Annotated in this window: 11 protein-coding genes; 10 read left to right on the top strand and 1 reads right to left on the bottom strand. The window is 63.1% G+C overall.

Features of this window, described 5'->3' with window-relative positions; all coding sequences use genetic code 11:
• The first annotated feature begins 3 nt into the window (after positions 1 to 3).
• The 10 genes from ACP15N_RS04710 (at position 4) to mdoH (ending at position 13739) form a co-directional block, all read left to right on the top strand.
• A complete protein-coding gene (locus tag ACP15N_RS04710; protein ID WP_425091059.1) occupies positions 4 to 1203 on the top strand; it encodes a hypothetical protein in 1200 nt (399 codons plus the stop codon).
• A 59-nt stretch (positions 1204 to 1262) separates the two neighbouring features.
• Positions 1263 to 2204, top strand: coding sequence for an AAA family ATPase (locus ACP15N_RS04705; protein ID WP_425091058.1), 942 nt, complete (start codon positions 1263 to 1265; stop codon positions 2202 to 2204).
• Between the two features lie 275 nt (positions 2205 to 2479).
• Positions 2480 to 3739, top strand: a complete 1260-nt coding sequence (gene egtB / locus ACP15N_RS04700) for an ergothioneine biosynthesis protein EgtB (RefSeq protein WP_425091057.1) — start codon at positions 2480 to 2482, stop codon at positions 3737 to 3739.
• A gap of 2 nt (positions 3740 to 3741) precedes the next feature.
• A complete protein-coding gene (gene egtD, locus ACP15N_RS04695; RefSeq protein WP_425091056.1) occupies positions 3742 to 4698 on the top strand; it encodes an L-histidine N(alpha)-methyltransferase in 957 nt (318 codons plus the stop codon).
• Positions 4699 to 4810: 112 nt separating this feature from the next.
• Complete coding sequence (locus tag ACP15N_RS04690; RefSeq protein ID WP_425091055.1) at positions 4811 to 6409, top strand: thiamine pyrophosphate-binding protein; 1599 nt, start codon at positions 4811 to 4813, stop codon at positions 6407 to 6409.
• A complete protein-coding gene (locus tag ACP15N_RS04685; RefSeq protein ID WP_425091054.1) occupies positions 6396 to 7592 on the top strand; it encodes a CaiB/BaiF CoA transferase family protein in 1197 nt (398 codons plus the stop codon). The genes ACP15N_RS04690 and ACP15N_RS04685 overlap by 14 nt, the downstream gene beginning before the upstream one ends.
• 145 nt (positions 7593 to 7737) lie before the next feature.
• Positions 7738 to 9099, top strand: coding sequence for a tetratricopeptide repeat protein (locus ACP15N_RS04680; RefSeq protein WP_425091053.1), 1362 nt, complete (start codon positions 7738 to 7740; stop codon positions 9097 to 9099).
• Between the two features lie 21 nt (positions 9100 to 9120).
• Positions 9121 to 10323, top strand: a complete 1203-nt coding sequence (locus ACP15N_RS04675; RefSeq protein ID WP_425091052.1) for an OpgC family protein — start codon at positions 9121 to 9123, stop codon at positions 10321 to 10323.
• Between the two features lie 3 nt (positions 10324 to 10326).
• Complete coding sequence (locus tag ACP15N_RS04670; RefSeq protein ID WP_425091051.1) at positions 10327 to 11853, top strand: glucan biosynthesis protein; 1527 nt, start codon at positions 10327 to 10329, stop codon at positions 11851 to 11853.
• Positions 11853 to 13739 carry a glucans biosynthesis glucosyltransferase MdoH gene (gene mdoH / locus ACP15N_RS04665; protein WP_425091050.1) on the top strand — a complete coding sequence of 629 codons (1887 nt, stop codon included), beginning with the start codon at positions 11853 to 11855 and terminating at the stop codon, positions 13737 to 13739. Before ACP15N_RS04670 ends, mdoH begins: the two co-directional genes overlap by 1 nt.
• 2 nt (positions 13740 to 13741) lie before the next feature.
• Here mdoH and ACP15N_RS04660 read toward each other — a convergent pair whose 3' ends face one another.
• Positions 13742 to 14590: an alpha/beta hydrolase family esterase gene (locus ACP15N_RS04660; protein ID WP_425091049.1), complete on the bottom strand. Its 849-nt coding sequence runs from the start codon at positions 14588 to 14590 to the stop codon at positions 13742 to 13744.
• Positions 14591 to 14596: the final 6 nt, after the last annotated feature.

Here is a 14596-nt window from a genome sequence, read left to right as displayed (position 1 = left end):
CCAATGTTTCGACCCAGCACCTTCGCCCGTTCCGCAGCCGTGGCGCTGAGCCTGTCCGCGCCGCTTGAGGCCAAGGCGAGTTCTCAGATATTCGTTCTCAGCAACGCTTATCCGGAAGATGTCGCCGAAGCGGTCGGTCGGCAGATCGCTTCCGCCATGATGGCCCTGCAACCCGGAGACACCGTAACGCTTTATGACGGACCCGCGCAGAACGAAATCGCGCAGGTGGCTATCCCAAATGATGAAAAAGGTGAGTTGATCGCCCGCAGCGCCGGTCACAAGAAAAAGTTCCTAAAGCCCACCGCCAGCGCGCTCCGGGACCATCTCGTCGCCTCTGTCAAGACGTACCAGCGTGCAGACATCACGGTTCCAAGCATGCAGACGGCATTCCCGGAGGTGCTTGATCAACTGCGTTACATGGCGTCTGACGATCCTGTCGTGGTGGTCGTTGGCAGCCCGCGGCTGCATGACCCGAAAGCGGTTGAATTCACCATGGCGCATGGCTACCCGAACGACGCTCACTTCACCCTCGATGCCGGATTGTCGCCTTATGGTCAACCTTCGGGCGGTGCGGCGCTGGGCGGTATGCAGGTGCATTTCTGTTCGACCGACGAGGCCTGGGTCAAGATGCCGACCCATCGCAATGGTGTCGAGCGGGCCCTGTCGCTTCTGGTGTCCGGCTATGGCGGCCAGCTTGCGACCTTCTCACCCAACCTGCCGCACTGCTTTGACCGCGCAGCCAAGCGGGATGCCAGCAATGCCAAGGAGTTCACGCTGGACGCGGCTGTCACGCGACCCGCGATGGTCGATGCCCGGCTGGCGCTGGTTGCCCCTTCGGCATCCTCGCCCGAGCAACTCAAGAAGATCGCCGGCCTGAACCTGCCGAACGCCGAGAAGTTGAAGCTGATGAAAGGCGTCGAGATTGGCGAGGTCGTGATGCAGACCGTCTGGCTGCACGATACGGATTCCGAGGATGGCGACCATGTGCTGATCGTATCAGGCGATGTGTCCTATGAGGTGCCACTGCGCAAGCGGGCCTTGAAGGTCGCCGTGCCGGTCACCCGGGGGCAATTGCAAATCGTCGGGTCCAGAGATGGCGGTGGCGGCATTACTGTCGGGATCCGCACCGAAGCCGATGACCGTCTGCGAACACCTGTCATTCAGGTCGGTGAGGCAGTCTTCATTTCCTTCGCCAAAAGCTGAGACGACACGCGGTCCCGATCCCGTCGGGACCGCTGTCTTCGGAGAAAGGAGCCATCGCCATGTATGAGTCCCAGAGCGTCGGCGAAACCGCCGAAACCACCCCATACGGCGCAAAGATCGTCGCCGGTTCCGTCCCTTTCCGAGGAGAGGCCGCAAGCGACCGCAAGATCAAATCCGTGAATGCCTTGTGGAAAGGTGTCGGGCAGACACCGCCCCCGGATGCCGAAGCCTACGAGGCTGCATTGTCGGCCAGGGCACCAAATGCGAAAGAGGTTATTCGATGGGCCGCGAACCGCGCCTGCCTCGCGAGCTTCTGCAAGGCAGAGGCCTTCACGCTCTCGCCGGTGCTTCTGCATGGTCCGACAGGCGTGGGCAAAACCACTCTTGCCCGGCTGCTGGCAGATCAGGCCGGACTTGCCTCCCAAGTCTTGTCTGTCTCGGGCAAGAACGATCCGCGCACTTTGTTGGGAACATCCCCTGGTTACACGACGGGCCTGCCGGCGTTGCCCGCCCAGATCATGGCGCGCACGGGTCGAAGCAATCCGGTCATCATCCTCGACGAGATCGACAAGCATGCCAGCGATCCGGCGCGGGGCAGTTGGGTGGACGCGATGCTGCCGTTTCTGGAGACGTCCACCTCCTGTGGCCTGTTTGACGAGTTCCTTGGTGTGGACGTTGATTTCAGCGAGGTGAGTTGGATATTCACCGCAAACTCTCTGGAGTCGCTGCCAAACAGTTTTCTGGATCGTTTGACGTGTTTCGAACTGACGGAATTTGTCGGTGTTGTGAGCTTGGGAAACCAAGCCCAGGCAGCGGAGGGATATGTCTGCGCGATCGCCGAGATATTGAAGCTGCCGCCCAAGACCGTCGCAAAGGTGATCGGGGCGTTGGGTGATCCCGTCGACCTTCCTGCGCATCTGTCACCCAGAAGGGCGCGATCCGTTCTGATTGACAGGTTTGCCGAAGCCTTGCGCGTCAATCCGGGGTTCATGTCCAGCTAGGTCTTGACCGGTGCGCGGGCAGGGGCCGCGCACCGGTCGTCCGTTTTCTGCGAAAACTGCGCTGAGCGCCGTTCTCTTGTTACGTACCGGCTGTTTTATGCCGACAGCGGTTTCCCTCACGAGGCCTTGATCGAAAGAGACTGGTCAGGGCTTGCAGGCAACCGCGGCGACGCAGCAAGCTGGCCATCCCCGGAAAGAGGTTTTCATGACGTATTCAGGTCGATTGACCGCACCGGCGCTCCGGCGCAGATTGTCACCGCAGGGACGCGTGTGACATGAGCCCGCTGCCAGCGCCCCTCCCGCCGCTTGACGCCCTGTCGCTCTTTGAGCGGACCCGCCTGCGCACCGACGCGCTGGTCGCGCCCCTGAGCCCCGAGGATACCATGCTGCAAAGCATGGAGGACGCCTCTCCGGTCAAGTGGCATCTCGCCCATACCACGTGGTTTTTCGAGGAGTTCATCCTCAAACCGCGCGTACCGGACTACGCCTCCCCCGACGATCGTTTCGCGTACCTGTTCAATTCCTACTACACGCAGGCCGGGCCACGTCACGCGCGGGACAAACGTGGTCTCGTCTCGCGCCCGGGTGGGGATGCGGTGCGGGCCTACCGATCCTTTGTCGAGGATGCGTTGGCCGCTCTGATGTCTGCTGGACGCGCGGATGCTGATGACATCGCAGCCCTCGTGGAATTGGGGTGCCACCACGAAATGCAGCATCAGGAATTGCTGGTTACGGATTTGCTGCATGGGCTGAGCTTCAACCCGCTGCTGCCGGTCTACAAGGACCCCGAGCCATTGCCCGTGACCCGGGAAGTCCCGCAAGGGTTCACGCGCCACGCGGGTGGTCTGGTCGAAATCGGCCACGCGGGACGCGCGTTTGCCTACGATTGCGAACGCCCCCGCCATCAGGTTGTTCTGCGCCCGTTCGAAATCGGTGATCGCCCCGTCACCAACCGCGACTGGATCGCGTTCATGGAGGATGGCGGCTACGCCGATCCGCGCCACTGGTTGATGGAAGGTCACGCCGTGGCAGAGCGTGAGGGCTGGGCGCATCCGCTCTATTGGTGGCAGCAGGACGGTGAATGGTGGACCTACACCCTGCGAGGCCCGCAGCCCGTCGCGCTCGAAGCGCCTGTCGTCCATGTCAGCTACTACGAGGCAGATGCGTTTGCGCGCTGGTCGGGGGCAAGACTGCCGACCGAAGCAGAACATGAGGTCGCCTTTCGAGACCGCGAGATCCACGGCAACCTCATGGGGGACGCGAGCGCGACAGGCGCGCTTCGGCCGCTGCCCGGCGACGGGGTGTGGGGCGATGTCTGGGAATGGACGGCATCGGATTTCGCGCCCTATCCCGGCTTTATCGCACCCGCAGGCGCGCTCGGCGAGTACAACGGCAAGTTCATGGTCAATCAGCGCGTCTTGCGCGGCGGATCCTGCGCCACGCCGCGGGACCAGATGCGCGCGACGTATCGCACCTTCTTCTACCCGCACCAACGCTGGCAGATGATGGGCCTGCGATTGGCGAGGGATGTCTGATCATGGGTGTTTCCATGAACCTGACATCGGCCACCGCCCCGCGTGCGCTGGTGCGCGACGCGCTTGCGGGATTGCGCGCACCGCGCAAATCGCTCAATCCGAAATGGCTTTATGATCCGGCCGGCAGTGCCCTGTTTGAACAGATCACCTCTTTGCCGGAATACTATCTGACCCGGACCGAGGTTGGCATCCTCCGGCAGCATGCAACGGCGTTGGCGGGTCTGGTGCCGGAGGGTGGCGCGCTGGTGGAGTTCGGATCCGGGGCAAGCGTCAAGACCCGGATCCTGCTGGATGCCGGGCCGCACATGGCGGCCTACGTTCCGATCGATATCTCGGCGGATTTTCTGCACGCCACGGCCGATGCTCTGCGCGATCGCTACCCGGCGCTTTCGGTGCAACCCGTGGTCGGGGATTTCGCCGCGGACGTTGCGTTGCCGGACACTATCGACGCACTGCCCAAGGTAGGGTTCTTTCCCGGATCCACGATTGGCAACATCACCGCACACGAGGCGATCGCGCTCTTGTCTCGTGCACGCGCATGGCCCGGCATCAAAGCCTTTGTTCTGGGCGTCGATCTGGTCAAGGACCCAGCCATGCTGGTGCCGGCCTATGACGATGCCGCAGGGGTCACGGCCCGGTTCATCGGCAATATCCTCGTACGCCTGAACGCAGAAGCCGGGGCGAACTTCGACCTGTCGGCCTTTGCGTATGAGGCCATGTGGAATGCAGCCGCGGCCCGGATCGAGATGTCGCTGGTGGCCCGGGCGGCGCAAACCGTTTCCCTGTCAGGAGTGGCGATCGACTTCGTTGCAGGGGAACGGATCAGCGTGAGCATGTCCCGCAAGTACACCGCGCAAAGCCTGTCTGAACTCGGCAAAGCCTCTGGCTGGCGCGTTGCGCAGATGCTGTCTGACCCCGAAGATCTTTTTTCCATTGCGGTGCTGGAACCTGCCGACTGAGCCGGAAAATGTTGCAAGGCCAACACGCGGACGTGCATTGTGCGCACCCGCGCCATGCACCATCACACAGACGGAATTTGACGAAGTCGAACACAAAGACGGAGTGCGTGTGATGCGGGCGGCAGATGTTTTGGCCAAGCGGCTTTTCGAGGCTGGGTGCCGTTGGGCTTTCGGCATGCCGGGGGGAGAGGTCCTGACGCTCGTCGACGCGCTCGAGGATGCCGGGATCGCCTTCGTCTTGTGCAAGCATGAGAATGCCGCCGGTTTCATGGCCGAAGGGACGTATCATCGCACCGGTGCGCCCGGCATTCTGGTGGCCACGGTCGGGCCGGGCGCACTGAACGGCATCAACGTGGTTGAGAACGCCCACCAGGACCGGGTTCCCATGCTTGTCCTGACGGGGTGCGTCGATGCCGAGGTGGCACAGGTCTACACCCATCAGGTGCTTGATCAACCACAGGTTTTCAGGCCGATCACCAAGGCAACCTTTACCTTGAGCGCCGGGGCCGCGCATGTGATCGCTGACAAGGCCATCGGCATCGCCACCGAGGGTCGCCCCGGGCCGGTGCATATCGATGTACCGATATCCGTCGCGGATGCGGAGGCGTCTGGCGAAGGTATTCTGCGCCGTCCCGCCGTCGCCATGGCGCCGTCGGGTCCTGAACTTGGCGCTGCAAGGGCCGCGCTGGCACAGGCACAGCGCCCGGTGATCCTTGCCGGGCTGGATGCCTTGTCGGACGCCGGGGCTCTGTCCGTCCGGTCGGCTGCCGAACGCTTGGGGGCGCCGGTGATCACGACCTACAAGGCCAAGGGCCTGATCCCCGAAGATCACGCGCTTGCCCTTGGCGGCGCAGGGCTGTCGCCCAAGGCGGACAAGATCCTTCTGCCGGTGCTGGCGCAGGCCGATGTGATCCTGGCGATTGGCTACGATCCGATCGAGATGCGCGTGGGCTGGCAGAACCCGTGGGACCCAGTGCGTCAGACCGTGATCGACATCACCGCTGCGCCGAACCATCACTACATGCACCAGTCCACGCTGAATATCATCGGCGATTGCGCGGCCTCGGTTGCGGCCGTCTTGCCCGAGGCCGGGCACCCGGTCTGGGCGGATGGCCAGATCGCGCGTACCAAGGAGGCACTGGCGGCGGCGTTCCCGAGCCCAGAGGCATGGGGGCCGGCGCAGGTCATCGCGACCTGTCAGGCTCGAATGCCAGCGGACACGTTGGCGACCGCTGACAGCGGTGCGCACCGCATCTTGCTGTCTCAGATGTGGCACTGCGGGTTTCCGCGCGCGCTGACCCAATCGTCCGGGCTGTGTACCATGGGCTGCGCTGTTCCTTTGGCCATGGGCGCGCAGATCGTTGAGCCGGACCGGACCATCGTCTCGTTCTCGGGCGATGCCGGGTTCCTGATGGTTGCAGGCGAACTGGCCACCGCCGCCGAGTTGGGCCTGCGGACGGTTTTTGTCGTGTTCGTCGATGCCTCGCTTGCCCTGATCGAGCTCAAGCAACGCCAGCGCCAGATGAAGAACCGGGGCGTCGATTTCGGGCGCGCCGATTTCGCCGGAATTGCGCGGGCGTTTGGCGGGCAAGGGCACACGGTTGCCTCAAAGGCAGAACTTGAGGCAGCGCTCGACGCGGCACTGACCTCAGATACGTTCACGGTTATTGCCGCAGAGGTAGATCGCCAATCCTACGATGGGGCATTCTGAGATGGCAGGGGCGTTGGACGGACTGTTGGTTCTGGACCTGTCGCGTATTCTCGCCGGGCCGACGGCGACACAGCTTCTGGGTGATCTCGGCGCAACGGTGATCAAGATCGAAAACCCCAAGACCGGAGGCGATGACACCCGCAGTTGGGGTCCACCCTACGCCGAGACGCCGGATGGGCAGAGCGACCTGAGCGCGTACTTCATGGCCGCCAATCGCAACAAGTATTCCGTCGGGGCCGATCTTTCGACGCCGGAGGGGCAGGCACTGGTCCGGTCCATCGCCGCACAGGCCGACGTCGTGATCGAGAATTACAAACCCGGCGGCCTGGTCAAATACGGGCTTGATCATGCGACGTTGTGTGCTGCGCATCCTGCCCTCGTCTACTGTTCGATCTCCGGGTTCGGGCAAACCGGGCCGAACCGCGACCGTGCCGGGTACGACCTGATGGCACAGGGCTATGGCGGGATCATGTCGCTGACCGGCGCGCCGGAGGGGCCGCCGATGAAGGTCGGCGTGGGCATCGCGGATGTGATGTGCGGCATGTACGCCACCATCGGCATTCTGGCCGCCTTGCGCCACCGTGATGCGACCGGTGAGGGCCAGCACATCGATCTGGCGCTGGTCGATGCACAGATGGCGTGGCTGATCAACGAAGGTACCAATTTCCTGACCTCCGGGCAGGAGCCTGCTCGGCGCGGCAATGCGCATCCCAACATCGTGCCTTACGATGTCTTCGCCACGTCCGATGGCCATATCATTCTGGCCGTTGGCAACGACCGCCAGTTCCGGGCCTTTTGCAAGGCGTTCGACAGGCCGGACCTCGCCGAAACCCCGGACTATGAAACAAACCCCAAACGGATCGCCAACCGGGGGGCGTTGAGCAAGGCTGTTTCTGAAACATTGTCCCGTGTCACCCGGGATGCGGCCCTCGAAATATTACAGGCTGCGGGCGTGCCAGCCGGGCCGATCCATTCTGTCGCCGATGCGTTGGGCAGTGATCAGGCTGCGGCCCGCGGCGGCGTGGTTGAGGTGCCGCACCCCCAGACAAGCGCGGGGTCGGTGCAACTCTTGGGCAATCCACTGAAATTCTCAAAAACCCCGGTGCAGATGCGTGCCGCCCCGCCGCGTTTCGGCCAAGATACTGAGCGGCTGGATACAATTCTAAAGGCGCACAAGAAATAGGCAGTTCTGGCAAGATCGGCCACGCCATCGTGATGATCCGTTCACGATCCCGCGCGGTAGCGGGCCCGTGATGTGCGCGACGCCGCTGGATTGGCTAAGAAAGTGTCAAGCGGCGTTGACGTTTCGCCTGGCACAAGGACCATCCATGTTTACAGATATCTGCACGAGCGAGGTCAGTCTGACCAATCCGAAGGCGCTTTCGGAATGGAACGGCGTGGTACTGGGTGTTCTGGCACATGGTCAAAGTGCCCCGGTGCATCTTGGCAGATTGCTTGAGCTTGAGCCGGGGTTTGCCATGGGGCATGCGCTCAAGGGTCTGTCGGCCCTGATGTTGGCACGCCGGGAAATGGTCCCGGTTGCAAAAGAAGCCAGCGCGACCGCCCAGGCGGCGCTTGCGGCCGGTGCGCCGACGGCGCGCGAACGTCTGTGGTGTGCAGCCTTGCAGGACTGGCTTGACGGGGTCCCCTCCAGCGCCATCGAACGGATGGAGGCAGCGTTGCGCCTGAACCGGGCCGACACGATCAGTATGAAACTGTCCCATGGTATCCGTTTCATCCTCGGGGACGCCGCAGGTATGCGCAGTTCTGTCGAAGCCGTGCTGCCGGCGCACGGCCCTGATCATCCCCTGCGCGGATACGTGCTGGGATGCCTCGCCTTCGCGATGGAGGAAACCGGCGCCTATGACGCTGCCGAGAAGCTGGGTCTCGAAGGACTGGCATATGCCCCCGATGATGCCTGGGGTCTGCATGCTGTGGCCCATGTGTATGACATGACCCACCGCACCGCCAACGGTATCGCCCTGATCGACAGCAACCACGCCGCTTGGGACCACTGCAACAATTTCCGTTTTCATGTCTGGTGGCACAAGGCTTTGCTGCATCTCGACGAAGGCGATGTGTCGACGGTTCTGGCGCTCTATGATGACAAGATCCGGAGCGACAAGACAGACGACTACCGCGATTTTTCCAATGCAAGTTCGCTTCTGGTTCGCTTGGAGCTCGAAGGGATCGATATCGGCGACAGATGGGCCGAACTGGCCGATCTGGCGGAAACCCGCTCGGCGGATGGATGCCTGACCTTCGCGGATCTTCATTACATGCTGGCTCTGACCGGCGATAAACGCGAAGATGCCGCGGCGCGGCTAACCGCGCGCATCGCGCAGGATGCCCGCGGTGCGACAGAGGCCGCGCGCGTCATGTCCGAGCCCGGCGTGGCGGTGTCCCAAGGGCTCTCTGCGTTCTCGGACGGGCGGTACAAGGCGGCCTTCGCGCACCTGCATTCGGTGCATCCCCGGTTCAGCGCGATGGGTGGCAGCCATGCGCAACGGGACGTGTTCGAGCGTGTCACGATCGAGGCTGGGTTGCGTGCGGGCGCTCTGTCTGCCACGCGCGCCTTGCTCGAGAAACGGATCGCGCAGCGCAAGGGTGCAGTCGATGCGTTCGCAGAGACACGCCTCAACAAGATCGACGAGGCCTGGAGCCTACGGGCCTCCGTCGCGGCAGAGTAAGTAAAGGGTGGCCACAGGTAAATGTCACTAGCAGACCCAATGTCGGCATCGTCGAAGACGAAGGCCGTACCCAAGACGATGCCGGTCGCAGGCACCCGTGATCCGCGCCTGGATTTCTTTCGCGGCATCGCGATGTTCATCATCCTGATCGCGCATATTCCCGGCAACTGGCTGACGCTGTGGATTCCCGCCCGATTTGGCTTCTCGGACGCCACCGAAACCTTCGTGTTCTGTTCGGGTATGGCGTCGGCCATCGCCTTCGGACGGGTCTTCCGCGATCGCGGATTGCCGATGGGCTCAGCCCGCGTGGCCTACCGGTGTTGGCAGGTCTACTGGGCTCATGTCGCGCTGTTCGTGGCCACGGCGGCGACGATGGTCGCGTTGAACGCGGCCTTTCCCGAAGGGCGTGATTATATTGCTCAACTCAACCTGCATCCGTTCTTCGAGAATACCGAGCAAAACCTCGTGGGTCTGCTGACCCTTACCTACGTGCCCAATTACTTTGACATCTTGCCGATGTATCTGGTGATCCTTGCCATGATGCCGATGATGGTGGCCCTGTCGCGGGTGCATGTCGGGCTGGTGGTTCTCGCGTCCGTGTCGATCTGGCTGTGTGCAAACGTCCTGGACTGGAACTTTCCGGCAGAGCCGTGGTCCGATCGGGGCTGGTTCTTCAACCCACTGGGGTGGCAGCTGATCTTCTTTACCGGGTTCGCGTTCATGTCCGGCTGGATTCCCGCCCCGCCCGTGGACCGCCGCCTGTTCTGGATCGCGGTCGCGGTGATCGTGATCAGCCTGCCATTTGCCTATTTTCGCCTGTTCAACGCATTCCCGGTTTTTCTGGAATGGCGGCGCGAGTGGGGTGTCCTGATCCAGAAGACCGATTTCGGCATCCTGCGCTACATCCATTTTCTGGCGACCGCCTATGTTGCATGGGTGCTTGTGGGGCCCAAGGGCGCGCGTATCCAGCCAAGTGGTGGCCCCGGTTTTCTTGCCCGAAGCTGGACTGTCGTTCTGGCCGTGATCATGAAGGTCGGCCAGCAATCGCTTGCCGTCTTCATCGGCTCGATGTTTCTGGCGCGTTTGCTGGGGGTGTTGCTGGACGTGGTCGGGCGCAATCACTTCAGCATGTTCTGGGTCAACGCGTTCGGCATTTTTCTGGTGATTGCCGTGGCCTACGGGGCGGGCTGGTTCAAATCCCAGCCATGGAAGAAAAGGGCCTGACCCATGATCAGACGAGAGGTTTTGACCGGCCTGCTTGCGCTGGCTGCAAGCCCTGCCGTGTCTCTGGATGCCACGCATGCGGAACCCGGTCTGCAATTGGGAGATGTCGTTCCCTTTGATCCCACAGATGTTCTGGCACAGGCGCGCAAGCTGGCCGCGCGGCCGTACCGCCTGCGGGACCGCATCCCGGATGCGTGGACGGATATCACCTATGAAGACTACGTCTCCATCTGGTTCGATGGGCGCAACGCGTTGTGGGCGGATGAACCCGGTGCGCCGCTCAAGGTCGACATGTTCGCGCCTGGGCTTTATTACCCTCATCCGGTCGACGTCTCCGTGATCGACGGCGGTACCGCGCGCCCGGTGCTGTTTGACATGGCCGTGTTCGACAAGACCGACAAGTTTCCCGACCTGCCCATTGATGACACGTTGGGATATTCCGGTTTGCGGCTGCGCGCCGAGATCGAAACTCCCGGCATCCATCAGGAGTTTGCCGTCTTTCAGGGCGCATCCTACTTCCGCGCGATCGGGACGGGCGACATTTACGGTATCTCTGCACGCGGACTTGCGATTGATACCGCAGAACCCAAGGGCGAGGAGTTTCCGGTGTTTCGGGCCTTCTGGCTGGAGCATCCCGCGACTGAGGACGATACCTTCATCCTGCACGCCTTGATGGACAGCCCAAGCTGCGCCGGAGCCTACCGGTTTGCGATCCGGCCCGGTCAGCCTTTGGAGATGGAGGTCGAGGCAACGCTGATCCCGCGTGTGGACATGTCCCATGTCGGGATTGCACCGCTGACCTCCATGTTCCAGTTTGACGAAACCAACCGCGACGCTTTTTCGGACTTTCGGCCCGCGGTGCACGACAGTGACGGATTGCTCATCCTCAACGGCGCCGGAGAAACGATCTGGCGCCCGCTTGCGAACCCCAAGACCTTGCAGATCAGCGCATTTCGCGATGACAACCCGCGCGGGTTCGGACTCATGCAGAGGGCGCGCAAGTTCAGCGATTTTGCCGACCTTTTCGCGCTTTATCACCGCCGTCCGGGTCTGTGGGTCGAACCTGCCGAGGATTGGGGGCCGGGGGCCGTCACCCTGATCGAGATCCCGACCCCGACCGAAACCTACGACAACATCGTCGCGTACTGGCGTCCTGATAACCCGATCCGGGCGGGGTCTGAACACCGGTTGCGCTATCGCCTGACCTGGGGTGATGACAGTGCATTCGGCACCGGCCTTCAGGTGATCAACACGCGGATCGGCAAGGCGTTTGCCGAGGGGATCATCGTGGCGATAGATTTTGCCGACGGCCCGGATGTTCCGGAGGATTTGAGCCTCATAGAGCATCACATCCGTTCCAGCGCGGGGGAACTGGACGCGGGCATCCTTCAGCGCAACCCTGAAACGGGCGGCCCTCGACTGGCGTTTCGGTTCATCCCCGGCGAGGCTGGACTGATCGAGTTCCGGGCCGAGTTGCGGCTCAATGGCGCCCCGCTCAGCGAATTATGGCTCTATCGGTGGACCGTCTGATGGATGCGTCCCTGCACCGGATGCCCCCGCTTGCGCCCTTGCCGATGGCCGAGCAGATGTTCAGCCGCGTCCCGGTACCGCAATCGGTGCCACGCAAGCGCCGTCCCGGCGACCACGCGTGGCGACTCGCGGCATTCGGTCCTGCGGTGGCGATGACGCTTTGGCTCAGCCTGGCGATCCAAAGCTGGCTGGCCAGTGGCGGGGTCACGGCGTTGGAGGCATTGGTGGTCGCGCTGGTTGCCTTGACATTCATCTGGGTGTCCCTGTCGGTCAGCACGGCCACGCTCGGGTTGACCCGGCGCGCGCTGGCCCCGTGCGTGACCCGGCACAGCCGTGCGCGTGGACCGGCGCAAAGTGTGGCCCTGTTGGTTCCGATCTACAACGAGGTGCCATGGGATGTCTTCGGCAATGCAGCCGCCATGCTCGGCGAATTGGCGCAAGGCCCGCGCAAGGACAAGTTTACCCTGTTCATCCTGAGCGACACGCGCGTCCCTGAGATCGCCGAGCAGGAAAGACGCGCGTTTGAAGCGTTGCGTGCCAAAAGCCCGCCGGGGATCGAGGTGTTCTACCGCAGGCGCGCGCAGAACACCGACAAGAAGGTTGGGAACCTGACTGACTGGATCACCAACTGGGGGGCTGCGTTCGAGGCGATGGTGGTGCTGGATGCCGATAGCCTGATGAGTGGCGCGGCGATCCGCCAACTGTGCCACGAACTGGCCGCCCATCCCGAGGCCGGTCTGATCCAGAGCTTTCCGTCGCTGATTGGCGCAGAAACCCTGTTCGGGCGGATGCAGCAGTTTTCCAATGCGGTCTACGGCTGGCTGTTGGCCGAAGGTTTGTCGGTCTGGTCGCAGACCGAAGGCAATTACTGGGGGCATAACGCCATCATCCGCACGCGCGCCTTTGCCGACAGCGCCCGGCTGCCCTACTTGCGCGGGCGCAAGGGGCGACGGGATCTTATCCTGAGCCACGATTTCGTTGAGGCGGGCATGTTGCGCAGGGCGGGCTGGGCCGTGCATTTCCTGCCGCGCGCGGGCGGGTCGTTCGAAGAAACGCCCCAAACCCTGATCGACTATGCGATCCGCGACAGGCGCTGGTGTCAGGGTAACATGCAGCACTTGCGGCTCTTGGCGGCGCGTGGATTTCATCCGGTCAGCCGGTTTCACCTTTTGCAGGGCGCGGTGGCCTTCCTTCTGTCACCTGCGTGGTTCGTCCTGATCATGATCTGGTCGTTGCTCGGGGCCATGCCGGACCATCCGGTCAGCTATTTCAACGCCACAAATCCGCTCTACCCCGTATGGCCGACGGAGGCGCGTGTCGATGGGCTGGTTTGCCTCCTGTTCATTTACGCGATGCTGCTGATGCCCAAGATCACCGCCACGATTGCGCTGGGTCTGCGCCCGCGCACCCGCGCCGATTACGGCGGCTGGGGCAGGTTCGCGGGCACCGCGCTGTTCGAGATCCTGTGCTCGATCATCTACGCACCGGTTCTGATGGTGCAGCAAACCATCGCGGTGGTCCACGCGGTGCTGGGCAAGTCGATGTCCTGGAAGCCGCAGAACCGGGCCGGGGCCGGGTACGGGTGGTCAGAAACCTTCCGCTTTCATGTCGTCGAGACGCTCATCGGTCTGACCATGCTGGCCGGGATTGCCATGGGTGCGGTGTCGCTTTGGCTGGTGCCAATCGCGCTGAGCCTTGCGCTTGCGACCCTGTTGTCGCGTCTGAGTGGCGTGCGTATTGCCGGGCGCGGGATGCAGCCTTTCCGGCTGGATAGCCCGCAGAGCCTGCGCGAACCGCGCGTGGTGCGTCGGGCCCGGGTGGAACGCGCGATCCTCCGGGATATGCTTTTGGCGCCGGAGGTGCCGCAGCCCGTCGCAGCGGAGTAGGGCTAGAGCCCCTCGTACCAGTCCAGGGCCATGCTCGCCCAGTCACCGGGAATGACATGCCCGCCCGGGAACAACGCGAATTCGAGGGCGGAGCCAGGGGTGCACCGTTCCCACTTGCGGCGCAGATACGGGCCTTCGGTGACAAAGCTGTCGGCTTTCAACTGGTCGCATCCATTGGTTTCGCGCCAGATGCGGAGCGCATGGAACACATCGCCTTGCGCCAGTTGCTCGGCTCCGGCTCCGTCCGAGGGGCGCAGGATCCGACCTTCCAGCGGGACGGTGCCGTCGGTCCAGCCATGGGTGTGCAGCATCCGAACCGGTCCGGCGCAGTCCACGGGGTGCGGACGCCAGAAATTGCCCCCGAGCGGTGCGTAGGCCGAGAAGGCCTCGGGCGTTGCGCAGGCCAGGTAGGCCGTCATCGAGCCACCGATCGAGAATCCGGAAAGAAGCACGCGGTCCGGGTCGATGCCATGACTGGCGACGGCATCCGCCCTGACGGCGGTAATGAACGCAACCTCGTCGCGGCGTTGTGCGCGGTCGGGGTGAAACGACCATGCGCCCCCGTTGCCACGTTGCCGTTTCAGGCCATCCGGTGCGATCAGCGCGTAGCCACGGTCGAGAATTTGTTGGGCCAGTTTCGCGTTGCGCAGCACCGCCGGGCCGCTGCTGCCCCACCCATGGATGAACACAACCGCGGGCACCGGGCCTTCCGTCCCCTCGGGCATCGCAATGTAATACTCGCCCTCCGCAACAGAGCAGGGGGTCGTCGCTGAACAGGCCAACGCAGACGTGCCCGTTGCAAGCGCCCAAAACGCCACGAGGGTCAGCGTGGCCAGAACGGAGGTTGTCATGGGGGC

The organism is Tropicimonas sp. S265A, from assembly GCF_049800835.1.
Taxonomy (GTDB): Bacteria; Pseudomonadota; Alphaproteobacteria; order Rhodobacterales; family Rhodobacteraceae; genus Dinoroseobacter.
This window is presented reverse-complemented; position numbering and strand designations above follow the sequence as displayed.